Consider the following 23,859-nt stretch of genomic DNA (forward strand, 5'->3'; position numbering starts at 1 on the left):
CGCCCACCCTCGGGCCCCCGGGCCGGGGAAACCGGTGAAGCGAGCCGCGCGGTTGGCCCGTGGCCCGGCGACGTCGTGGCAGGATCGGATGTGCCATGACTGCGCCCACGAAGCCCCTGCCGAACAGCCCCGTCCCCGGGGACGCCCCCGAGCCCGCAGGCGAGTCCCTGCACCGTCCCGTCATCGCGTGGTTCGACACGCATGCCCGTGATCTGCCGTGGCGTCATGAGGACGCCGGGCCGTGGGGCGTGATGGTCAGCGAGTTCATGCTCCAGCAGACGCCCGTCAGCCGCGTGCTGCCCGTGTACGAGCAGTGGCTGGCCCGCTGGCCCCGTCCCGCCGACCTCGCCAAGGAGGCGCCCGGTGAGGCCGTGCGCGCCTGGGGGCGGCTCGGCTATCCGCGCCGCGCCCTGCGGCTGCACGGCGCGGCCGTCGCCATAACGGAGCGGCACGGCGGCGACGTACCGAGGCAGCACGCCCAGCTGCTCGCGCTGCCCGGCATCGGGGAGTACACGGCCGCCGCCGTGGCCTCGTTCGCGTACGGACAGCGGCACGCCGTGCTCGACACGAACGTGCGCCGGGTCTTCGCGCGGGCGGTGACCGGCGTGCAGTACCCGCCGAACGCCACGACCGCCGCCGAGCGCAAGCTCGCCCGCGCCCTGCTGCCCGAGGACGAGGAGACCGCGTCCCGCTGGGCGGCCGCCTCCATGGAGCTCGGCGCCCTGGTCTGCACGGCGAAGAGCGAGAACTGCACGAAGTGCCCGATCGCCGGGCAGTGCGCCTGGCGCGCGGCGGGGAAGCCCGCGCACGAGGGTCCGGCCCGCCGCGGGCAGACGTACGCGGGGACGGACCGGCAGGTGCGGGGCAAGCTGCTCGCGGTGCTCCGGGAGGCCGTGGCGCCCGTGCCGCAGGCCGCGCTCGACCGGGTGTGGGACGAGCCCGTGCAGCGGGCCCGTGCGCTGGACGGGCTGGTCGCCGACGGGCTCGTGGAGCCGCTGCCGGACGGTTTGTACCGGCTGCCCCTGACGTGACCGGCTTTCTCTGGACCTGACCGGCTTTCTTTGGACCTGACCGGCTTTCCCTGACCTGCCCGCCTTCGACCCGATGGCAGGGGCCCCTGGGGCCCTGGTAAACGCAGGGATTTACGCGGGGCCTACTTCTGTTACACAACCTACGTACAGCCGTGCGTCCGCCGCTGGCTGCTCCGCACAACCCCGTGACAAGCCCTCCGTAGCTTCATACCTGTACCGCACAGCAAGGACGGCGGTCGGTGATGGGGACGGAACGGAGGCGGTTTGATATGGCGCACGGCGAGGTGCTCGAGTTCGAAGAGTACGTCCGCACTCGGCAGGATGCTCTGCTGCGCAGTGCCCGGCGCCTGGTCCCGGACCCCGTCGACGCCCAGGACCTGCTGCAGACCGCGCTCGTGCGGACGTACGGCCGCTGGGACGGCATAGCCGACAAGCGGCTCGCGGACGCCTACCTGCGCCGCGTCATGATCAACACCCGTACGGAGTGGTGGCGCGCCCGCAAGCTCGAAGAAGTGCCCACCGAGCAGCTGCCCGACGCGAGCGTGGAAGACTCCACCGAGCAGCACGCGGACCGCGCGCTGCTGATGGACATCATGAAGGTGCTCGCACCCAAGCAGCGCAGCGTGGTCGTGCTGCGACACTGGGAGCAGATGTCCACAGAGGAGACGGCCGCCGCCCTCGGCATGTCGGCCGGAACGGTCAAGAGCACGCTGCACCGGGCGCTCGCCAGGCTCCGCCAGGAGCTGGAGAGCCGTGACCTGGACGCCCGCGCGCTCGAACGTGAGGAGCGGGAGAGTTGCGCGGCCTAGGCCCTCGGGTCACACACGGCGTGAAGGCGGCGAGCGCGGCGGTGGCCACGTTCGCCGCCCTCGGCCTTTTGCTCTCCTCCTGCTCGACGGGCGGTTCCGGCGCGCGCGACGAGGGCCCTGCCAGCAGTGAGCCCGTGGCGTCCACGGCCCCGTCCCCTTCACCCTCGGCCTCCGTGCCGACGAAGAAGATCGACGCGGTGCGGCTCGTCAAGGAGGACCCGAAGGTCAGCACGGCGATCAAGCGGGATCTGAAGCCGTGCGTGGGGAAGGCCTACCCGGTGGACGTCTCGTACGGGAACCTGACCGGCGGATCGGCATCGGATGTTGTGGTGAATGTGCTGACGTGCGGTGATGCCGTGGGGATCGGCAGTTACGTCTATCGCGCTCAGGGCGATAAGTACGAGAATGTCTTCAAGGCCGAGGAGCCCGCCTCCGTCTACGCCGAGATCGACCGCGGCGCCCTGGTCGTGACGAAGCAGCTGTACGAGTCGGGCGACTCGGTGGCCTATCCCTCCGGCGAGGAAGTGATCACGTACCGCTGGTCGACGAACCGCTTCACGGAGTCGGGGCGCACGCGCAACGACTTCGGCAACGCGGTGGGCGCAGAGCCGTCCGAGCCGTCCGCGGACTGACCTGTTCCGCGCAACACGCGCGGGACTCCCACGGGACGCCCAGGGGACGCCCACGGGACACCGACACTCCGACGCCACTCCGACGCCCGAACCCCCGACGCACCGAAAAGGACTGAGAGCACCCGATGGCAGAGCAGACCCACGTCCTGTTCGTCGAGGACGACGACGTCATCCGTGAGGCCACCCAGCTCGCCCTGGAGCGCGACGGTTTCGCCGTGACCGCCATGCCGGACGGTCTCGCGGGCCTGGAGGCGTTCCGCGCCGACCGGCCGGACATCGCCCTGCTCGACGTGATGGTGCCGGGCCTGGACGGCGTCTCGCTGTGCCGCCGCATCCGTGACGAGTCGACCGTCCCGGTGATCATGCTGTCGGCCCGTGCCGACTCCATCGACGTCGTGCTCGGCCTGGAGGCGGGCGCCGACGACTACGTGACGAAGCCGTTCGACGGCGCCGTCCTCGTCGCCCGCATCCGTGCCGTCCTTCGCCGCTTCGGACACGCGAGCGGTCCCGGCTCGGCCGGGTCAGGACACGACGAGAGCGGCGCGGAGGACGGCGGGGTGCTGAACTTCGGCGACCTGGAGATCGACACGGTCGGCATGGAGGTGCGCAGGGGCGACGCTCCGGTGGCGCTGACACCGACCGAGATGCGCCTGCTGCTGGAATTCTCCTCCGCCCCCGGCACGGTCCTCTCCCGCGACAAGCTCCTGGAGCGGGTGTGGGACTACGGCTGGGGCGGTGACACCCGCGTCGTCGACGTCCATGTGCAGCGGCTGCGCACGAAGGTGGGCCAGGACCGCATCGAGACGGTCCGCGGCTTCGGTTACAAGCTCAAGGCGTGAGCGGGACTCGTGCCGAGAAGAGAACAGAGCGGACGCCGGGCGACCGGGGGATTCAGGGGACGACGCATATGAACGGGGGGCGCAGGGCGGTCGAGCGTGTCCGCGAGGTGTTCCGGTCCGGCGGGCGCCTGCGCGCGGGCCTGCACGTGCGCACGGGCGTGCGCTGGAAGATCGCCGCGGCGATCGCCCTGGTCGGGGCGCTGGTCGCGATCGCCCTGAGCCTGGTCGTGCACAACGCCGCGCGGGTCTCGATGCTCGACAACGCACGCGACGTGCAGGACGAGCGCATCCAGTTCGCGCTGCGCCTGTACTCCTCCGCGTCCCAGCGGCAGACGCTGCAGTTCGGCACGAAGGTCGACGACCCCGAGCTGCCGCAGGAGCTGCGGCAGAAGGTCCTCACCGGCCGCCGCGCCACGTACGTCGAGGAGAAGCCCGACGGCGTGCCCGACATCTGGGCCGCCGTGCCGCTCGCGGACGGACACGTCCTGTCGCTGCACTCCCGTTTCACCGACCGCAGCGCCACCGTCATGAAGGACCTCGACCAGGCCCTCGTCATCGGTTCGATCGCGGTCGTCTTCGGCGGCTGCGCGCTGGGCGTGCTGATCGGCGGGCAGCTGTCGCGGCGGCTGCGCAAGGCGGCGACGGCGGCGAGCGAGGTCGCCCAGGGCCAGACGGACGTCAGCGTCCGCGAGGCGATCGGCGGTGTCGTGCGGGACGAGACCGACGACGTGGCGAGCGCCGTGGACGCCATGGCCGACGCGCTCAAGCAGCGCCTGGAGGCCGAGCGCCGGGTGACCGCGGACATCGCGCACGAGCTGCGCACGCCGGTGACCGGACTGCTCACGGCGGCCGAGCTGCTGCCGCCCGGACGGCCGACCGAGCTGGTCAGGGACCGCGCGCAGGCGATGCGCACGCTCGTCGAGGACGTACTCGAAGTGGCGCGCCTCGACTCCGCCGCCGAGCGCGCGGAGCTGCAGGACATCACCCTCGGCGAGTTCGTGTCCCGGCGCATGGCCGTCCTGAGCACGGACGTGCGGGTGACGGTGGTGCACGAGTCGGAGGTCACCACCGACCCGCGCCGTCTGGAGCGCATCCTCGGCAATCTCGTCGCCAACGCGGCCAAGCACGGCAAGCCGCCCATCGAGGTCAGCGTCGAGGGCCGGGTGGTCCGGGTGCGCGACCACGGGCCCGGCTTCCCCGAGGCGCTCCTCGACGAGGGTCCGAGCCGCTTCCGCACGGGCAGCACCGACCGCGCGGGGCACGGGCACGGCCTCGGTCTGACGATCGCGGCGGGCCAGGCGCGGGTGCTCGGCGCGCGGCTCACCTTCCGCAACGTACGCCCCGCGGGTGCGGCTCCCGACGAGCCTTCCGAGGGTGCGGTCGCGGTGCTGTGGCTGCCGGAGCACGCGCCCACGAACACGGGCAGCTATCCGGTGCTCAAGCTGCCGGACAACCTCTGACACCTCCGTACGCGGATGTGGACAGGGAACGGCCCCCGGCGCACTGCGCGCCGGGGGCCGTTGTCCGCCGAGGGGCGGGGCGGTGGAGATCAGACGGGTTCCGCCACCGTCTGCCCGGCCGCCCGCGCGGAGTCCCCTTCCGCGTCCCCGGCAGGCTTGTCCGCGGGGCCCGAGCCGCGCAGCGGGACCTCCTTCACGAAGAAGGAGGCGAGCAGGGCCACCACGCTGATGGCGGCGCCGAGCAGGAAGGCCGAGTGCGTACCGGCCGACACCGCGTGCTGGTAGGCGTCCCGGATGGCCTCCGGCAGCTGCTTGAGGCTCTCGGCGTCCAGCTGTGCCGAGGTCTCGGTGACCTTGCCGCCCATCGATCCGGCGCGCTCGGCCATCACGTCGTGGACGCGGTTGTTGAAGAGCGCGCCCATGATCGCGACACCGAAGGAGGAGCCGAGCGTGCGGAAGAGCGTGGCCGAGGACGAGGCGACGCCCATGTCCTTCATCTCGACGCTGTTCTGCGCGACCAGCATGGTGATCTGCATCAGGAAGCCCATGCCCGCGCCGAGCACCGCCATGTACAGGCCCGAGGTGAGGCGCGAGGTGCCGGTGTCCATCTGCGACAGCAGGTAGAAGCCGGTGACCATCAGTACGGTGCCGACGATCGGGAAGAGGCGGTACTTGCCGGTGGAGGTGGTGACGCGGCCCGCGACCATCGAGACGGCCATCATCGAGAGCAGCATCGGAAGCAGCAGCAGACCGGAGTTGGTCGCGGACGCGCCCTGCACCGACTGCTGGAAGAGCGGCAGGAAGAGCATCGCGCCGAACATCACGAAGCCGGTGATGAAGCCGATCACGGCCATCAGCGAGAAGTTGAGGTTGCTGAAGATGTGCAGCGGCAGAATCGGTTCGGCGGCCTTCTTCTGTACGAAGAGGAAGCCGATGAGCGAGGCGACGCCGATGCCGATGAGCTCCATGATCACGGCCGAGCCCCAGGCGTACTCCGAACCGCCCCAGGTGGTGACGAGCACGAGCGCGCTGATGCCCACGGTGAGCAGGACCGCGCCGAGGTAGTCGATGCGCCCCTTCGCCTTCTTCTTGGGCAGGTGCAGGACGGAGGTCACCATGGCGAGGGCGACGGCGCCCAGCGGCAGGTTGATGTAGAAGGCCCAGCGCCAGCCCAGGTGGTCGGTGATGGAGCCGCCGACCAGCGGGCCGCCGATCATCGCGACCGCCATGACGCCGGTCATCATGCCCATGTACTTGCCGCGGTCCCGCGGGGGCACCAGGTCACCGATGATCGCCATGACGCCGACCATCAGCCCGCCCGCGCCGAGGCCCTGGATGGCCCGGAAGCCGATGAGCTGTCCCATGTCCTGCGCCATGCCGCTCAGCGCGGAACCGGCGAGGAAGATGACTATGGCGGTGAGGAAGGAGCCCTTGCGCCCGTACATGTCGCCGAGCTTGCCCCAGATGGGGGTGGAGGCGGCGGTCGCCAGGGTGTAGGCGGTCACCACCCACGACAGGTGCTCCATGCCGCCGAGGTCGCCGACGATCGTCGGCATCGCGGGGCCCACGATCATGTTGTCGAGCATCGCGAGCAGCATCGCGATCATCAGGGCCATCAGCACGACACGCACGCTGCGCGGCTGCGGCTCGCCCTTCTCGAGCTGCGCGGTCGCACCGGTCGCCCCGGCCCCCGCGACCGCCCCGGTCGATTTCTCTGGCATGTGTCCCACTCCCCGTACTCCGCGCACTCTGCCGGGCACCCCGATACTTACTTGCCGCCCGGCTAGCTGATTACACTGGGGAAGGTAGACCCCTAACTAGCCGGGCGTCAAGTAAGTTCATTCGAAGTTCAGTGGAGCCAGTTCAGTGGAGCCGAGGAGTACCCCGATGGGCACGGGCACAGGCACGAGCAAGCAGCAGCGCCGCGGGAACACGCGCCAGCGGATCCAGGACGTAGCCCTCGAACTCTTCGCCGAGCAGGGGTACGAGAAGACGTCACTGCGGGAGATCTCCGAGCGCCTGGAGGTCACGAAGGCAGCGCTCTACTACCACTTCAAGACCAAGGAAGACATCCTGACCAGCATCTTCGATGACCTCACGAGGCCCATCGACGAGCTGATCGCCTGGGGTCACGAACAGCCGCGGCCGGTCTCCCTGGAGACCAAGCAGCTCACCCTGACCCGGTACAGCGAGATCCTCATCCACGCGGCGCCGCTCTTCCGCTTCATGCAGGAGAACCAGGCGACGATGCGCGACCTGAAGACCGGCGAGAGCTTCAAGGACCGCATGCTCGGGATCTACGAGATCCTCAAGGATCCGGACGCGCCGATGTCCGACCAGGTGCGCTGCTTCAGCGCGCTGTTCACCATGCACGGCGGGATGTTCGTGCTCAAGGACGTCGAAGGCGACCCCGAGGAGAAGCGCAAGGCCATCCTGGAGGTCGCCATCGATCTGGTGACACGGGCGCACACGGGCGCCTGACCGTCACAGGGGTCGGACGGTCACAGCGGTCGGAGCGTCAGACCTTCACGCCCACCGAGGCGAGGAAGGCGACGGGGTCGACGGCCGTGCCGTAGTTCGGCGTCGTACGGATCTCGAAGTGCAGGTGCGGACCGCTGGAGTTCCCGGTGTTGCCGGAGAGGGCGATGCGCTGGCCGGTGCCCACGGCCTGGCCCACCCGGACGTCGACCTGCGAGAGGTGCGCGTACTGGGAGAACGTGCCGTTGCTGTGCTTGATCACGACGGCGTTGCCGTACGCGGGACCGTCACCGGCGCCGTTCGGTCCCGCCTTGACGACGGTGCCGCCGTGCACGGCACCGACCGAGGTGCCGACCGGCACGGCGAAGTCCTGGCCCGAGTGCTTGTGGGACCACATGTTGCCGCCGAGGCCGAAGCTCGCGGAGAGCGTGTAGTTCTTGACCGGGTCGACCCAGGCGGCGACCTTCGCGGCGGCGGCCTTCTTGACGTCCGCGGCCTTCTTCGCCTGCGCGGCGGCCTGCGCCTGGACGGAGTTCACGGCGACGCCGGGCAGCGCCCCACCGCTCTTGGCGTCCCCCGCGGCGACCGAGACCCCCGCGCCGAGGACCGTCGACACTCCGACGCCCGCGGCGACGACGGCCACGCGGGTACGGAAGAACGACGGGCCGGGACGGTGGGACTTGGTGCGCTTCGACATGGGGATGTCCTCCGGGGTGGTGACGACTGCGATGACGACTGCGGCGACGCCTGACGCGTGCGACCGAGGGGGGCATGAACGGACCCGGCAGGCGGGGCGGGCGGATCACCCGCCGACCGCGCTTCGCCGGGTCGGTCATCCCTTGGTAACCCCCACCCCTGCCGCCGCCCAAAACGCCCATCTACTACCCAAAGCCGTAGCCGGAGGCGGGGATTTAGTCCGCTTGACACCACCAAATCCGGACAATTACCCCACGGTCCGGTAACGAGGTTTCCTCTCCTCACGCGCGTTTAGCCGCACGTCGGAGCCGCTCCCGACCCGCACCCCCACCAGGGCCGCACCCGTCGCGGCCCGACGCGACCAAGGTCCCGGAGGTTGAGGGCCGAAGGTCCCGACCGCCGATCCCGTCGCATCCACTATTCCGCCTAGTACCGGACAAAAGGCCTGTGCGGCATGTCACCGGCCCCCTAGATCCACCCCGCCGCGAATGTGACCCCCACTACGCTCACGCCCATGGATCCCGCGGTCATGGGCACCCGCCTGGCGTCGAGTGCCGTCGCCCCCCTGGTCAAAAGACTGTTCGTACGGGAGGGCCCCGGCGCGGGCCTGGTGGCGAAGCCGATGCGGCTGTCCTCCCTCGTGTCGTTCCGGGGCGAGCAGCGCACGCTGAGCAGGCGGGACGTGCGGCGCCTCGCGGAGCGGCTGGTGGCGGCGTCCCTGGCCGCTCCCGGCGAGCGCACCTTCCCGCCGGACGAGGCCCTGGCCGTCACCAACGCCCTGGCCCGGGTGCTGCTCTCGCTCGGGGACCTCGACATGGACGACGTCCAGGCCGTCCGCCTCGGCCACCGGGAGCTGGCCCGCGAGCTCCTGCGCGGCGCGGCGGGCAGCGGGCCGCCCCTCGCCGCCGAGCTGTCCCAGGACGCCGCCCTCTACCTCGACTCGGTCACCGAGTGGGCGTGCCTGCACATCCTGCAGTTCTTCACGCAGCGCTCCACGTTCGTCGCGGCGACGCTGGTCGCGCAGAGCCGGGGCCAGGACGAGCTGATCGCGAAGGTCGACGAGCTGATCGCCCGCAGGCCGGTCGCCGGGGCGCAGGACCTCGCCTTCGAGCGGCGCTATCTCGCGTACGTCGCGAAGAAGCACCGCAAGCTGACGATCTTCGGCATCGACCTGACGGGGTCGCCGGGGAAGTGGCCGCTGGACGCGGCGTACATGTCGCTGGAGGCGGAGCCGCCCGGACGCGTCGGGACGGTCCGCTACCCGTCGGGGGCGGAGCACCACGCGGAAGAGGTGGAGGTCGTCGAGCACACGCCCCCGCTCCCCGCGGACCAGGCCCTCGCCACCCACGACCGGGTCCTCCTCCGGGGCGAGGCGGGCTCCGGCAAGACCACGCTCGTGCAGTGGCTGGCGGTGAGCGCGACCCGCCGGGACGTTGCAGGACCGGACCGCGCCGAGACCCACCGCCCCATGGCGTACTTGGACGACCGCGTCCCCTACGTGCTCCCCCTGCGCACCCTCACCCGCCACGGCGAGCGGCTGCCCGCTCCCCCGGACTTCCTCGCCTCGATCGGCTGTCCGCTCGCGGGCACGCAGCCGCACGGGTGGGAGGCGCGCGTCCTGACGGCGGGCCGCGCCCTGGTCCTGATCGACGGCATCGACGAGATCCCGGACGCCGAGCGCGACCGGACCCGGGCCTGGCTGAGCGACCTGATCGACGCGTTTCCCGGCAACCGCTGGCTGGTGACGTCCCGCCCGTCGGCCGTACGCGAGGACTGGCTCACCGAGGAGGGCTTCACCGAGCTGACGCTCTCCCCGATGGGGAAGGCGGAGGTGGCGGCGTTCATCGAGCGCTGGCACACCGCGGCGGCCACGGGGGTTCCGGAGGAGGACGCGGAACTCGTCGCGTACGAGGGTCAGCTCCTGGAGGCGGTGCGGTCGAAGCCGGATCTGGGCCGCCTCGCCACCAACCCGCTCATGTGCGGCCTGATCTGCGCCCTGCACCGGGACCGGCGGGGTTTCCTGCCGATGGGCCGCAAGGACCTGTACACGGCGGCCCTCTCCATGCTGCTGGTCCGCAGGGACCGCGAACGCCACATGGCCGTCCCGGAGTTGCGGGAGGAGCCGCAGGTGCAGCTCCTGCAGCGGCTCGCGTACTGGCTGATCCGCAACGGCCGTACGGTCATGGACCGTTCGCGGGCGGAGTCCATCGTCGCGGACGCGCTCCCGGCGGTGCCGGAGCTGGCCGGGCTCGGCGACGCAGGGGCCGTCTACACCCACTTCCTGCACCGCAGCGGCCTCCTGCGCGAGCCGGGCCCCGACACCGTCGACTTCGTCCACCGCACGTTCCAGGACTTCCTGGGCGCGCGGGCCGCGGTCGACGCGGGCGACTTCGGGGTCCTGGTGGAGCATGCGGCGGACGACCAGTGGGAGGACGTCATCCGCATGGCGGTGGCGCAGGCGCGGCCGCGTGAACGGGCGGAGATCCTCGGCGACCTGCTCACGCACGGGGACCGCCACCCGCAGGACCGGGCCCGCAAGCGGATCCACCTCCTGGCGGCCGCCTGCCTGGAACACGCGGCGGAGCTGGCCCCGGCGGTGCGGGAGGAGGTGGAGCGGCGCACGGCGGCGCTGATTCCGCCGCGGAGCGCGGCGGACGCGCGGGCGCTGGCGACGGTCGGGGCCATGGTGCTCGACCTGCTGCCGGGGCCCGACGGCCTCTCCGACGACGAGGCCCAGCAGGTGGCCGTCACCGCGACGCACGTGGACTCGGACGCCACGATCCCCTTCCTCGCCCGGTTCGCCGGGCACAGCGGTCTCGGCGTACGCAGCCAGCTGATGTGGGGGTGGCACCGACACGCCTGCCGTCCGTACGCGGAGCAGGTCATCGCCCGGCTCGACGGGCACGACATCCACTTCACCCTCCGCACCGACGAACAGGTGACCGAGCTCGAACGGCTCGGTCTGCGCCCGCGGCGGCTGGACATCAGACCGGGGCTCAGCCCCGACGTCGCCGCCCGCTTCATAGCGGCCTGCGAACCCACCTTCCTGCTGCTCAACAGGTTCCCGCCGGGCCTCCTGACGGCCGAGGCGCTGGCCGCCCTGAGCCGCCTGGACGGGCTCAGTGTCTTCGGCGCGCAGGAGCCGTGGAGCCTGGCGCCGTTCCCCGCCGAGGCTCCCCTGACGTTCCTCGGCCTGGTGGACTCCCGCGCCGCGCTGACCGACCTGCCGAGCCTGGCCCGTTGGCCGAAGCTGGCACGGGTGACCTTCAGCCACGACCATCCGCTGACGTCGAGGGACTGGGAGGTGTTCGCGGCCCTGCCGGGGCTCACCGCGCTGAACCTGCCGTCGCGCTCCCTCATGACCGCCCCGCCGGGGCTGACCCTGCCCGGTCTGCTCGACCTGCAGCTCACTCCCGACGACTCCTGGGGGGACCTGGCCTCCCGCCTCTGCACGGTCGCACCCGGACTCAAGCGCCTGTTCCTTCAGGACCATCCCGAGAGCAGCCCGGACCGGCACGCCCCCATCGACGTCTCCGCCCTGGCCCACCACCCGAGCCTGACGGAGCTGACGGTCCCCGCCGTGGCCACCGGCCTGGACGCCCTGCCCGCCCACATCGACGTACACGTCTACGGCCCGCTCATCGATTGAGCTGAAACCACACTCCTTTGCCCGCGCTCGCGGGCGTCACCCCGCACACGTCCGACAGCGCGGTCACGAGGAAGAGCCCCCGCCCACTCTCCTGGCCCGCATCGGGCCTGCGGGGCGTGGGCAGTTGGTCGCCGCCGTCGTACACGGCGATGCGTACGTGGGTGGTGGCGATGGCCGCTCTCAGGTGGACGTCGCTCTTCGTGTGCTGGTGCACGTTGGTCACCAGCTCGGAGGTGCACAGGGCGGCGGCGTCCCCGAGGTGACCGAGGCCGAGGGTTTCCAGGGTGCGTTGCACGAAGTCGCGGCAGATCTTGGCGGAGTAGGCGTTGCCGGGGGTGAACAGGGTGTAGGTGTCCGACGTGAGGTCATGCGGGGGTACGCCCATGAGACGCCTCCATGGCGTTGGGGTCGCTGTTTCGACTGTTGGATGACCGGCCCCACGTGGCCCGACCGCAGTGGCCTACCGCCCCTCGCGAACAATCCCCCGTCCGGCACGGGGAGTTGGATCGGGCGGTGCGCTTCTGCGGGCGGGCGGGGCGGGGGAATGCGTCGACAGCGAGGCTTCCGGCATGGTTGCGTGAGCGTCGCCTCACTCAAAGTAGGGAGTGGGTGCTACTAGTGCAACCTTCTTGCCTCAATCGGTGGAACCTTCACCCTTGGAGGCGGCAAACTGAGCCCGAACTCCCGGGAGGCCCACCCTTGGCACTACGGCTGCACACCACCGAGCGCCAGCGACGACTCGGCGTCGAGCTCCGAAAGCTGCGCGAGAAGGCGGGGCTCAACCTCATCGAGGCGGCGGCGTTGATCGGTGTGGGACGTCCCCACATGACGCACATCGAGGCGGCCAGGACCGGCATCTCAACGGAACGTCTCCACACCCTTGCGGCCAGGTACGGTTGCACTAGTGGGACCTATATCGACGAACTGGTGCGCCTGTCGGAAAGCAACGGCAAGGGCTGGTGGTCCGAGTACCGCAAGGAGCTGCCCCAGCAGCTGCTTGACCTTGCCGAGTTGGAGAACCGGGCGACCAGCATCGCGAGTTACGAAACGCTGCTCATCCCAGGTCTGCTCCAGACCGAGCCGTACATGCGCACGCTGTTCCAGAACGCTCGGCCGAGCGCCAGACCCGCCGAGATCGACACGCTCGTGCGCTTCCGCCTCGCGCGCCAGCACATCCTCACCGGTGAACACCCGCCCCAGGTGCACGTCGTCATCCATGAGGCCGCCCTGCGCATGGTCGTCGGCAACCCTCAGATCATGCGCAACCAATTGGCGCACCTGATCCATAGCTCCACCAACCCGCATGTCACCATCCAGGTCCTGTCGTTCGACCAGGGGACACAGGCCTGGCGCAGCGCCCCGTTCCTACTCCTCTCCCCGGGAGTGCCGGGGATGGAAACGGTCTTCGTCGAGCACCCCGCCGCCGGGATGACCCTGCACGACAGCGAGGCGATCTCCCAGTACCAAGCAACCATCGCCGCCCTGGGCGCCAGCGCCCTGGCGCCCATCGTGAACGAGAACACACCGGACCGCCTCGAAGACCGAGACTCCCTGGGTCTCGTCCAGCACATCCACTACGCACACAGCGGAGCCCGACGATGACTGAACTCACCTGGCAGAAGTCCTCCTTCAGCGAGGGAGCCGGAGCCAACTGCGTCTACGTGGCCGCCCACCCCACCGGCCAGATCCACCTCCAAGAGAGCGACGCCCCGGCCACCACGCTCACCACCAGCCCCACCGCCTTCGCCGCCCTCATACGCACCCTCACCCCGTCCAACCGCACCGTTCGGGTGAAGTGACCCCAATCGCGCCCCCGATAAGGCGCCCTGCGCAATCGTCGGCGCCATGAGCAAGAACACCGAGGCCAGAGCCGAGATCCCTGCCCAGCGGAACGACCTGCCCTCCTGGTACGGCGACCTCCTGAGCGAGATCAAGGGGGCCGTGTCCTGCGCACGGACCCGTGCCCAACGGGCCGTCAACACCGAACTGGTGCGGCTGCACTGGGAGATCGGACATCTCATTCTCGATCGGCAGGCACAGGAGGGCTGGGGCACAAAGGTCGTCACCCGCCTGGCGGCTGACCTGAAGGCGGCCTTCCCGAACCAGCGCGGCTTCTCTCGACGCAACCTGATGTACATGCAGAAGATGGCCCGCACGTGGCCGGGACCAATTGTGCAACAGCCCGTTGCACAATTGCCCTGGGGACACATCACCGTCCTCATGACCAAGCTGGACACCCCGTCGGAGCTGGACTTCTACGCCGCCCAAGCCGTCCGCAACGGCTGGTCCCGCGCGATCCTGGACCGCTTCATCCACCAGGGGCTGCACCTCACCCAAGGCGCCGCCGCCAACAACTTCGCGGCGACCGTGCCGGACGGCTCCGACGCACTCAAGGAGCTGGTCCGGGACCCGTATCGCCTCGACTTCCTCGGACTCGACAAGCATCACGCCGAGCGTGAACTGGAGACCGCCATCGTCGACGGGATGATCCGGTTCCTTACGGAGCTCGGTGTCGGCTTCGCCTTCGTGGGGCGCCAGTACCCCGTAGTCATCGGGGGCGACGAGTTCCGTATCGACCTGCTCTTCTACCACCTCAAGCTCCACCGCTACTTCGTCTTCGAGCTCAAGACGAAGGACGTGCGCCCCGAGCACGTCGGCAAGCTCAACTTCTATGTGAGCGTGGTCGATCAGATGGTGCGCGAGCCGGAACGGGACGACGCGACCATCGGCTTCCTCATCGGGGCTCGCCACAACAAGGCAGCCGTTCAGCTGGCCCTCGACGCCAGCAACAACCCCATGGCAGTCGCCTCCTACTCCACGCTCGCCCCGGCGGAGCGTGAGCTGATCCCCACCGAAGAGGACCTGTCCCGGGTCGTCCAGGAAGCCATCGACGGCGTCGAGCAGGCGGAGGCCGGTCGACTCGGCGGCTCTTAAACCCCTGTCCGGGTGGGCCCGTTGACCTAACCTCGAACCATGGTCGACCCCGGAGCCCTCGGCGCCCGTCTCGCGTCCAGCGCGGTCGCGCCCCTCGTGAAGAAGCTCTTCGTCAAGGATCAGCCGGGCGCCGCGCTGGTCACCAAACCCGTGCGGATCTCCGGGCTCGTGTCGTTCAAGGGCGAGAAGCGGGACGTCACCCCGAAGGACGTCGAGAAGATCGCAGACGAGCTCGTCCGCAGGGCGCTGAAGGCGGCGGGGCCCGGCGAACTCCCCGTGGACGCCGCCGAAGCCGTCGCCGTCAGGGCCGCCCTCGCCCGCTGCCTCGCCGCCCTCGGCGCCCTCACCATCGAGGACTACGAAGCCGTCGCGCTCGGCCCCGAGGAGTTCGCGCGCACCCTGCGGTCCCAGTCCGCCGTGGCCGTCGCGACCTTCGCGCTCAGCCGCGACGCCGAGGTGTTCCTCGAACGGCTGCTGCACACCGCCTCCCTGCACATCCTGAACTTCTTCACGCAGCGCTCCACCTACATCGCCCGGCAGCAGACCCGGCAGAGCCAGCAGCTCGCGCAGGTGGTCAGAGCCGTCGACGTACTCCTCGAACGGCTGCCGTCACAGTCGGCCGAGGACGCCGCGTTCGAGGCGCGGTACGCGTCGTACATCACCGCGCGGCACGGCACCCTCACCATCTACGGCCTCGACGTCTACGCGGGGACCAGCGAGTGGCCGCTCGACACGGCCTACCTCAGCCTGGAGGCGACCAGGGACCGGCCCGGGGAGGGCGCGGCCCAGGTCGCCGCCGAGCAGGTGCTCGCCCAGCACGACCACGTGCTGCTGCGCGGCGTCGCCGGGTCCGGCAAGACGACGCTGGTGCAGTGGCTCGCCGTGACGGCGGCCGACCTGACGTACGAGCACGGGCTGACCCACCTCATGGGGCGCGTGCCGTTCGTGCTGCCGATGCGGCGGATCGTCCGTTCTGACACCGAACTGCCCCTTCCCGCGGAGTTCCTGACGTCCGTCGGCTGTCTCGTCACCGGGGAGCAGCCCGCGGGCTGGGTGGAACGGGTGCTGCGGGCGGGGCGCGGCGTGCTCCTCGTCGACGGCATCGACGAGATCTCCGAGGAGCGGCGCAAGGACGCCAAGCGGTGGCTGCGCGATCTGACGCGCACCTTCCCCGGCAACCTGTGGCTCGTCACGACCCGCCCCTCCGCCGTCCCGGACAAGTGGCTGGACACCACGGACTTCGCGGAGCTCTCGCTGTCGCCGATGACCCGCGACGACGTCGAGACGTTCGTGCGGCGCTGGCATCGCGCCGCGGACGCCGACGACGGCGTCGGAACCGCTCTGCTGGAGTCCGTGCGGGCCGCGTCCGAGCTGAACCGGCTCGCCACCAACCCGCTGATGTGCGGCATGCTCTGCGCCCTCCACCGCGAGCGGCGCGGCTTCCTGCCGCAGGACAGGAAGTCCTTGTACGAGGCCGCTCTGACGATGCTCCTTGAGCGCAGGGACGTCGAGCGGGACGTCAGGGCCGCAATACGGCTGCCGTTCGCCACCCAGGTGCAGCTCCTGCAGAAGCTCGCCTGGTGGCTGATCCGCAACAGCCGTGTGGAGATGGACCGTTCGGAGGCCGTGCACATCCTCGGCGAAGCCGCACCCGCGATGAACCTGGACGGCAGCGGCGAGGACGTCTACACCTGGCTGCTGCTGAGGGCGGGGCTGCTGCGGGAACCCGCGCACGGACGCGTGGACTTCCTGCACCGCACGTTTCAGGACTACCTGGGCGCCCGTCTCGCCGTACAGGAGCTGGACTTCGACCTGCTCCTGAACCACGCGGACCGGACCGAATGGGAGGACGTCATCCTGCTGGCGGTCGCGCACGCGCGGCCCAAGGAGGCGGAACGGATGCTTCAGCGGCTGGTGGCGGGCGGGACGGCGCGGGGGAAGCTGCTCGCGGCGGCGGCGGCCTCGTACGCGGCCGAGCTGGCGCCGACCGTGCGGCAGCTGGTGGAGGAGGGGGTGCGGTCGCTGATTCCGCCGCGAACGGAGCGCGAGGCGTACGACCTCGCGGAAGCGGGCCGCGATCTGGTGCTCCACCTGCTGCCCGGCCCCGACGAGGTCGAGGGGGAGCTCGCCTACCTGGTGCCCCTGGTGGCCGCCAAGATCGGCAGTGACCCGGCGCTGCACTTCCTGACGCGCTTCCGCGATCACCCCGAGCGCCACGTCCAGCTGGTCCTCACCGCGTCCTGGAGCATCTTCGACCGCGAGCTCTACGTGGCGGAGATCCTCGCCCGCCTGTCCCAACGGCCCATGGTCCCCGTGCACGGCACCGAGGACCTCCGCGCCCTGCGCTCCATCGGAGGCTGGCCGAACATCAAGGTCATCGGCGCCTACCGCGTCGAGGACCTCGTGGAACTCATCGTGCCCGAGCAGCTCGCCGCTCTCTCACTGGACGCACCCCACCCCGTCGAGGGCCTCGCCTGGCTCTCGGCCTTCCCGCACCTCACCGACGTGCACGTGGACACGGAGGTGGACGCGAACACGGCCCTGCAGATCCCGTCCGGTGTACGCCTCAACGCACCTTAGTCATAGGCCACTTGACATATCCTCTATGCCCATGGAGTCCGTAGTACGCACCCCCTCGGCCCACGCCATGCCCCTCGTACAACGGTTCTTCCGCATCCCGTCCCGGCCCCCCACCACCCCCGACCTCATCGCCGCCCTCACCACCTGGCGGGGCCCCGACGCCCCCGCCGACCCGGACCACGTCCACCGCACCGCCGCCGACTTCATCCAGCTCGCCGCCGAGCGGCACACCACGCCGACCGCCGAACTCCCCGCCGTCGCCGACGTCCTGACCCGCACCCTGCTCGCCATCGGCGAGCTCGACCTCACCGACGCCGACGCCGTGCGCCTCGGCCCGCAGGACTACGCGCGGCGGCTGCGCGGCGCCGTGCAGGGCGCGGACCGCGGCCTGAGCCCCGACGCCGCCTGGTTCCACGACGAGCTGCTCGTCGCCGTCTGTCTGCACGTGCTGCACCACTTCGTGCGCCGCTCGCCGTACATCCAGCGCCACATGCCCGAGCGCGCCAGCCGCGTCCGCCAGCTCGTCGACCTCAACGACGCCGAAGCCGCGGCCACCGCCCGGCGTACGGAACCCTCCCAGGAGGACGCCGAGTTCGAGGCCGCGTACGCCCAAGAGGTCGTGCGCCAGCACGGCTGGCTGACCATCGTGGGCGTCGATCTCGCGAACGCGCCCGACCGGTGGCCCCTGGAGGACACCTATCTCAGCCTCCAGGCGGAGGAGAGCAGCAGCGGCCCTGCCACCGGGTCGGACGGGCCGCAGCGCACCGTGCTCCTCGCCGACCGGGCCCTGGAGGGGCACGAGAGGGTCCTGCTGCGCGGTGTCGCGGGCTCCGGCAAGACGACGCTCGTGCAGTGGCTCGCCGTGGGCGCGGCCCGGGAGGGCGCCCGGGTGCCGTTCGTCCTTCCCGTACGCCGCTTCGCCCGTGAGGGCTTTCCCGCGCCCGATGACTTCCTGCACGCCGTACGTCACCCGTTGGCCGACCAGGCGCCCGAGGGATGGGTCGTACGGACCCTCCTGGCCGGTCGCGCCCTGCTCCTGGTCGACGGCATCGACGAGGCCCCCGAGGAGACCCGCGGCGCCCTGCGCGATCAGCTCCGCCGCCTCCTGCGCATCTTCTCCGGCACCGCCTGCCTGGTCACCTCGCGGCCCTCCGCCGTGGAGGACGGCTGGCTCTCCCAGGAACGCCTCGCCGAGGAGGGGTTCACCGAGCTGTCGCTGGCCCCCATGTCCCGCGACCAGATCACCCGCTTCATCCGCGACTGGCACACCGCGGCGATGGGCGACGACCAGTGCAGGGAGCCGCGGGACAGGGACGCCATCAAGGAGTACGAGCAGCGCCTGCTGCACTCCGTACGGATCTACCGCGAGCTGCGCCGCCTCGCCACCAACCCCCTGATGTGCGGCCTGATCTGCGCCCTCAACCGGGACCGCTCCGGCTCCCTGCCCAAGGGCCGCAAGGAGCTCTACGACGCCGCCCTGGAGATGCTCCTGCAGCGCCGCGACCCGGAGAGGGACGTGCTGTACGCCGATGACGTACGGCTCCAGCAGGGCGCCCGCGAGCTGCTGCTGCGCAAGCTCGCCCACGCCATGCTCGACGAGGGGCTCTCGGAGCTGCCGCGCTCCCGCGTCATCGACGTCCTGAACGACGCGCTGCCCGCCATCCCCTCCGCCCGTGCCGCGGGCGACGGCGAGAAGATCTTCCGCCACCTGCTGCACCGCACCGGGCTGCTGCGCGAGCAGGCGGGCGTCTCGGTCGACTTCATCCACCGCACGTTCCAGGACTATCTGGCCGCCAAGGAGATCGTGGCCCGCGGCCGTCTCGACAGCCTGGTCGACCACGCCCACCAGCCGGAGTGGGAGGAGGTCATCCGCATGTCCGCCGCCCATGCCCGCCCCGAGGAGTGCGCCGACTTCCTGGAGCGTCTGCTTGCCGCCGCCCCCGGCCTGCGCAGGCCGCACGTCAACCACCGGCGCCTGATGGCCGCCGCCTGCCTGGAACACGTCAGCGAGCTCGACCCCGCCGTCCAGGAACTCGTCCACCGGCGTACGAAGAACCTCCTGCGCCCCACGACCGAGCAGGGCGCCCGCAGCCTCGGCTGGGTCGGCCCCATCGTCCTGGAGCAGCTCCCCGACCCCGAGCAGGTGCCCGGCGACCAGCAGGCGCTGCTCCTGGCCATCACGGCGACCCGGGTCCAGGAGGACGCGGCGATCGACTACCTCGCCCGGCTGCGCACCCGCTCCTCGCTGGCCATCCGCACCGAGCTGGCCCGCCCCTGGCGGCACTTCGACACCGAGCGGTACGCGCGCGAGATCATCGCCCACCTCGATCCGGCGGGCCTGTACTTCCCGGTGTCCGACGCGGCCGAGCTCGCGGCCCTGCGCGGCCTCGGCGGGCGGCCCCGCATCCAGGTGGCCGGTGTCATGCGCCCCGACGAGCTCCTGGCGGGCCTGGTCCCCGAACGGCTCACCCACCTGTGGGTCAACGCGGAGCTGCCCGACCCGGACATGGCGTGGCTGGCCCGCTTCCCCGGCCTTCAGGTGCTGCGCGTCAACCCGCGGCTGCCGCGCGTGCGGAACGTACCGGAGGGCGTGACGATCACGGCGTGAGCCTTCAACAAGCCATACGGAAAAGGGGCTGCCCCGGACCGTACGAAACGGTCCGGGGCAGCCCCTTCGAGCGTTCAGCCCTGAGTGGGCGTCACGCGTCCTTGCTCAGGTTCGGGCCCGCGCCACCCGCGGCGGCGTCCTCGATCGGCGGCACGTCGGGCAGTGCCGCCTTCTCCTCGCCACGGAAGGTGAACGTGGCGGTCTCGCCCTCGCCCTCCGTGTCGACGACCACGATGTGGCCGGGACGCAGCTCGCCGAAGAGGATCTTCTCGGAGAGGGTGTCCTCGACCTCGCGCTGGATCGTGCGTCGCAGCGGACGCGCGCCGAGCACCGGGTCGTAGCCCTTCTTCGAGAGGAGCTCCTTCGCGGACTGGGAGAGCTCGATGCCCATGTCCCGGTCCTTCAGGCGCTCGTCCACCTTGGTGATCATCAGGTCGACGATCTGGAGGATGTCGGCCTGGCTGAGCTGCGGGAAGACGACGACGTCGTCCACGCGGTTCAGGAACTCCGGGCGGAAGTGCTGCTTCAGCTCGTCGCTGACCTTGTTCTTCATCCGCTCATAGTTGGACTTCGTGTCGCCCTGGGCCGCGAAGCCCAGGTTGAAGCCCTTCGAGATGTCACGGGTTCCAAGGTTGGTCGTCATGATGATGACCGTGTTCTTGAAGTCCACGACGCGGCCCTGGGAGTCGGTCAGGCGACCGTCCTCCAGGATCTGCAGGAGCGAGTTGAAGATGTCCGGGTGGGCCTTCTCGACCTCGTCGAAGAGCACGACGGAGAACGGCTTGCGGCGGACCTTCTCGGTCAGCTGGCCGCCCTCTTCGTACCCCACGTAGCCGGGAGGCGAACCGAAGAGACGCGAGACCGTGTGCTTCTCGCTGAACTCCGACATGTCGAGGGAGATCAGCGCGTCCTCGTCGCCGAAGAGGAACTCGGCGAGCGCCTTGGACAGCTCGGTCTTACCGACACCGGACGGACCCGCGAAGATGAACGAACCGCCGGGACGCTTCGGGTCCTTCAGACCCGCACGCGTACGCCGGATCGCCTTCGAGAGCGCCTTGACGGCGTCCTTCTGGCCGATGACGCGCTTGTGGAGCTCGTCCTCCATGCGCAGCAGGCGGCTCGACTCCTCCTCGGTCAGCTTGAAGACCGGGATGCCGGTGGCGGTCGCGAGGACCTCGGCGATCAGCTCGCCGTCGACCTCGGCGACGACGTCCATGTCGCCGGCCTTCCACTCCTTCTCCCGCTTGGCCTTGGCGGCCAGGAGCTGCTTCTCCTTGTCGCGGAGAGAGGCGGCCTTCTCGAAGTCCTGCGAGTCGATCGCGGACTCCTTGTCGCGGCGGACGCCCGCGATCTTCTCGTCGAACTCGCGGAGGTCCGGCGGCGCGGTCATCCGGCGGATGCGCATCCGGGAACCGGCCTCGTCGATCAGGTCGATCGCCTTGTCCGGCAGGAAGCGGTCCGAGATGTACCGGTCGGCCAGGGTGGCGGCCTGGACCAGGGCCTCGTCCGTGATGGAGACGCGGTGGTGCGCCTCGTACCGGTCGCGGAGGCCCTTGAGGATCTCGATGGTGTGCGGCAGCGACGGCTCCGCGACCTGGATGGGCTGGAAGCGGCGCTCCAGCGCGGCGTCCTTCTCCAGGTGCTTGCGGTACTCGTCGAGCGTGGTCGCACCGATGGTCTGCAGCTCACCACGGGCCAGCATCGGCTTGAGGATGCTCGCGGCGTCGATCGCGCCCTCGGCGGCGCCCGCACCCACCAGGGTGTGGAGCTCGTCGATGAACAGGATGATGTCGCCGCGGGTGCGGATCTCCTTGAGGACCTTCTTCAGGCGCTCCTCGAAGTCACCGCGGTACCGGGAGCCTGCGACCAGCGCGCCGAGGTCCAGGGTGTAGAGGTGCTTGTCCTTGAGGGTCTCGGGCACCTCGCCCTTGACGATGGCCTGGGCGAGGCCCTCGACGACGGCGGTCTTGCCGACGCCGGGCTCACCGATCAGGACCGGGTTGTTCTTCGTACGGCGGGACAGCACCTGCATGACCCGCTCGATCTCCTTCTCGCGCCCGATGACCGGGTCGAGCTTGGACTCACGAGCGGCCTGGGTGAGGTTCCGGCCGAACTGGTCGAGGACCAGGGACGTGGAGGGCGTGCCCTCGGCAGGACCGCCGGCGGTGGCGGTCTCCTTGCCCTGGTAGCCGGAGAGCAGCTGGATGACCTGCTGCCGCACCCGGTTGAGATCGGCACCCAGCTTGACCAGGACCTGGGCGGCGACGCCCTCGCCCTCGCGGATCAGGCCGAGCAGGATGTGCTCCGTGCCGATGTAGTTGTGGCCCAGCTGAAGGGCCTCGCGGAGCGAAAGCTCCAGGACCTTCTTGGCACGGGGGGTGAAGGGAATGTGCCCGGACGGAGCCTGCTGGCCCTGCCCGATGATCTCCTCCACCTGCTGGCGGACCGCCTCGAGCGAAATCCCGAGGCTCTCCAGGGCCTTAGCGGCGACACCCTCGCCCTCGTGGATCAAGCCCAGGAGGATGTGCTCGGTGCCGATGTAGTTGTGGTTGAGCATCCGGGCTTCTTCCTGAGCCAGGACGACAACCCGCCGCGCGCGGTCGGTGAACCTCTCGAACATCGTTAATCGCTCCTCAGAGCGGTCAGGCAGTAAAGGGGTCGGTCCCCTCCCTGTCCTTCCGCAGCTTAGTCCCGCAAGCGGGGACCGCTCATTCCAACTGCCGACACCCGGACCCCAACTCGGAGGATCTCCTGACCCCGAACGCCGACAACTGCTCCAACCCGATGGTGCGAGACGATGTTCCCGCAGGCCAGGCAGTTACCCCCACCATCACTACGCCGATGGCGAACGTGAGGTGCCCGAGACTGCGTGTCGCCCCTCCCCACTAGGGATGTCTTACCCGTAAGGACTGACACTCCATGCGGCGCGCCCCGGTTCCCTCAGCTACGGGCGAACACCCTTGCGCCGCCGAACACGCCCTTACGCCCTCTTTTTGGACACACACCGCAGTCATGCCGCCACCCTGCGTAACCCGGGCGCCGTTCCGGCTGTTGCTCGGACATGGCCCCCACAGTTCCTCAGCCCCGGGTACCGGTCGAGCAGAGCGACCCGGTGCGGCAGTGGTACGAGAACGAGCTCGGCTGGGCGACCGCCCCGGAACCAGGCCCGGTGCGACTCCTGACGGGGCTGCGCTTCGACGTCCTGGAGCTTCCGGCGGAGGCGGGCTTCGCGGCACTGCGCCACCTCGGGCCGAAGGCTCCGGTGGCACTGCGCGGGGAGACGATGCGGCTCCTGGTGAGCGCGGGCAGCGCGGACGAGCTGCCAGGGCTGCTCGACTGGCTGGAGTGGGGACACATCCCCCTCGGCCTCACCGCGGTCGGGGCGGGCGGGCGGATCGTCGCACCGACGCCCCCGGGGTGGTCCGGCTCGCGGGGGGCCGCCGTCTGGCTGCGACCCCCGGAGCCCGGCTGTGAGGTGGAGCCGACGCTGCCTGCGCTCCCGTCCCTGCCCGGGGTGGGGGGAGCAGGGACTGCGCACCACAGCGACCCCGCCGTGGGCTCCGGTCTCGTACGACTCGTGGACACGGCGGCAACACAGTGCCACCGGGTCCGGCTGCGGCGTCGCAGCCGTCAGCCGTTGGCCTTCTCGTAGGCCTCGCGAATGGACGCGGGAACGCGGCCGCGGTCATTGACCTCGAAACCGTTCTCCTTTGCCCAGGCACGGATCGCGGCCGTGTCCTGACCGCCGCCCGTCGCCGCGGCGCGCGCCTTGCCACGGCCGCCCGAACCACGGCCACCGGTACGCCGACCAGCCTTGACGAAGTCCTCAAGGGCGCCACGGAGCTTGTCCGCGTTGCCCGTGGTGAGGTCGATCTCGTACGACTTGCCGTCCAGCGCAAACGTCACGGTCTCGTCTGCCTCGCCACCGTCGAGGTCATCGACAAGAAGGACCTGAACCTTCTGTGCCACCGGATTTCCTTTCATCGATAACTGTGAGACCGGGCCGCAAGCCGCACGACACGCGCCGTCGATTCACCGGCCCCTGTTATATGCAGTACTGCAGTACGTCGGAAAGCAAACCGCTTTTGCTGGAAAAACACAAACCCCTGGGAGAGACCGGGCACCCCTAGAACCCTGGAAACG

At 70.3% G+C, this 23,859-nt stretch carries 18 protein-coding genes; 13 read left to right on the top strand and 5 right to left on the bottom strand.

Annotation, left to right across the window (positions count from 1 at the left end; all coding sequences use genetic code 11):
- Positions 1-95 precede the first annotated feature (95 nt).
- From AC068B_RS37190 to cseC, 5 genes are all read left to right on the top strand, one after another.
- Entirely contained in the window at positions 96-1,031 is a 936-nt protein-coding gene (locus AC068B_RS37190) for an HhH-GPD family protein (RefSeq protein WP_478675905.1), read from the top strand.
- A gap of 269 nt (positions 1,032-1,300) precedes the next feature.
- Entirely contained in the window at positions 1,301-1,840 is a 540-nt protein-coding gene (locus AC068B_RS37195) for a SigE family RNA polymerase sigma factor (protein WP_055567865.1), read from the top strand.
- Entirely contained in the window at positions 1,828-2,472 is a 645-nt protein-coding gene (locus AC068B_RS37200) for a hypothetical protein (protein WP_478675906.1), read from the top strand. The genes AC068B_RS37195 and AC068B_RS37200 overlap by 13 nt, the downstream gene beginning before the upstream one ends.
- Positions 2,473-2,597: 125 nt before the next feature.
- Entirely contained in the window at positions 2,598-3,311 is a 714-nt protein-coding gene (gene cseB / locus AC068B_RS37205; RefSeq protein WP_478675907.1) for a two-component system response regulator CseB, read from the top strand.
- A 68-nt stretch (positions 3,312-3,379) separates the two neighbouring features.
- Entirely contained in the window at positions 3,380-4,771 is a 1,392-nt protein-coding gene (gene cseC, locus AC068B_RS37210; RefSeq protein WP_478675908.1) for a two-component system sensor histidine kinase CseC, read from the top strand.
- Between the two features lie 89 nt (positions 4,772-4,860).
- Here cseC and AC068B_RS37215 read toward each other — a convergent pair whose 3' ends face one another.
- Positions 4,861-6,492 carry an MDR family MFS transporter gene (locus tag AC068B_RS37215; RefSeq protein ID WP_478675909.1) on the bottom strand — a complete coding sequence of 544 codons (1,632 nt, stop codon included), beginning with the start codon at positions 6,490-6,492 and terminating at the stop codon, positions 4,861-4,863.
- Positions 6,493-6,658: 166 nt separating this feature from the next.
- On the opposite strand from AC068B_RS37215, the gene AC068B_RS37220 reads away from it, so the two are divergent.
- A complete protein-coding gene (locus tag AC068B_RS37220) occupies positions 6,659-7,252 on the top strand; it encodes a TetR/AcrR family transcriptional regulator (RefSeq protein ID WP_055567868.1) in 594 nt (197 codons plus the stop codon).
- Between the two features lie 37 nt (positions 7,253-7,289).
- Here the strand turns inward: AC068B_RS37220 and AC068B_RS37225 are convergent, their stop codons facing one another.
- Complete coding sequence (locus AC068B_RS37225) at positions 7,290-7,946, bottom strand: M23 family metallopeptidase (RefSeq protein ID WP_478675910.1); 657 nt, start codon at positions 7,944-7,946, stop codon at positions 7,290-7,292.
- 513 nt (positions 7,947-8,459) lie between these two features.
- On the opposite strand from AC068B_RS37225, the gene AC068B_RS37230 reads away from it, so the two are divergent.
- On the top strand, positions 8,460-11,594 hold the full coding sequence (locus AC068B_RS37230) for an NACHT domain-containing protein (protein ID WP_478675911.1): 3,135 nt from the start codon (positions 8,460-8,462) through the stop codon (positions 11,592-11,594).
- Here AC068B_RS37230 and AC068B_RS37235 read toward each other — a convergent pair.
- Complete coding sequence (locus AC068B_RS37235; protein ID WP_478675912.1) at positions 11,584-11,979, bottom strand: ATP-binding protein; 396 nt, start codon at positions 11,977-11,979, stop codon at positions 11,584-11,586. The two genes, AC068B_RS37230 and AC068B_RS37235, sit on opposite strands and share 11 nt — an antisense overlap.
- 314 nt (positions 11,980-12,293) lie before the next feature.
- Between AC068B_RS37235 and AC068B_RS37240 the strand changes: the two genes are divergently transcribed.
- The 5 genes from AC068B_RS37240 to AC068B_RS37260 are packed head-to-tail and all read left to right on the top strand — an operon-like array spanning position 12,294 to position 19,716.
- Entirely contained in the window at positions 12,294-13,196 is a 903-nt protein-coding gene (locus AC068B_RS37240; protein WP_478675913.1) for a helix-turn-helix domain-containing protein, read from the top strand.
- Positions 13,193-13,393, top strand: a complete 201-nt coding sequence (locus AC068B_RS37245; RefSeq protein WP_478675914.1) for a DUF397 domain-containing protein — start codon at positions 13,193-13,195, stop codon at positions 13,391-13,393. The genes AC068B_RS37240 and AC068B_RS37245 overlap by 4 nt, the downstream gene beginning before the upstream one ends.
- A gap of 46 nt (positions 13,394-13,439) precedes the next feature.
- Entirely contained in the window at positions 13,440-14,528 is a 1,089-nt protein-coding gene (locus AC068B_RS37250) for a PDDEXK nuclease domain-containing protein (protein ID WP_478675915.1), read from the top strand.
- Between the two features lie 39 nt (positions 14,529-14,567).
- Entirely contained in the window at positions 14,568-17,108 is a 2,541-nt protein-coding gene (locus tag AC068B_RS37255; protein WP_478675916.1) for an NACHT domain-containing protein, read from the top strand.
- Between the two features lie 31 nt (positions 17,109-17,139).
- Positions 17,140-19,716 (top strand): NACHT domain-containing protein, encoded by a 2,577-nt coding sequence (locus AC068B_RS37260; RefSeq protein WP_478675917.1) that lies wholly within the window; start codon positions 17,140-17,142, stop codon positions 19,714-19,716.
- 91 nt (positions 19,717-19,807) lie between these two features.
- Here the strand turns inward: AC068B_RS37260 and AC068B_RS37265 are convergent, their stop codons facing one another.
- On the bottom strand, positions 19,808-22,336 hold the full coding sequence (locus AC068B_RS37265) for an ATP-dependent Clp protease ATP-binding subunit (protein WP_478675918.1): 2,529 nt from the start codon (positions 22,334-22,336) through the stop codon (positions 19,808-19,810).
- A gap of 441 nt (positions 22,337-22,777) precedes the next feature.
- Here AC068B_RS37265 and AC068B_RS37270 point away from each other — a divergent pair, with 441 nt between their 5' ends.
- Positions 22,778-23,368, top strand: coding sequence for an SCO3374 family protein (locus tag AC068B_RS37270; RefSeq protein WP_356266110.1), 591 nt, complete (start codon positions 22,778-22,780; stop codon positions 23,366-23,368).
- On the opposite strand, the gene AC068B_RS37275 is transcribed toward AC068B_RS37270, so the two are convergent.
- Positions 23,347-23,685, bottom strand: a complete 339-nt coding sequence (locus tag AC068B_RS37275; protein ID WP_468566023.1) for a histone-like nucleoid-structuring protein Lsr2 — start codon at positions 23,683-23,685, stop codon at positions 23,347-23,349. The genes AC068B_RS37270 and AC068B_RS37275 overlap by 22 nt on opposite strands.
- Between the last annotated feature and the right edge of the window lie 174 nt (positions 23,686-23,859).

It is taken from the genome of Streptomyces sp. NPDC042371 (assembly GCF_056437465.1).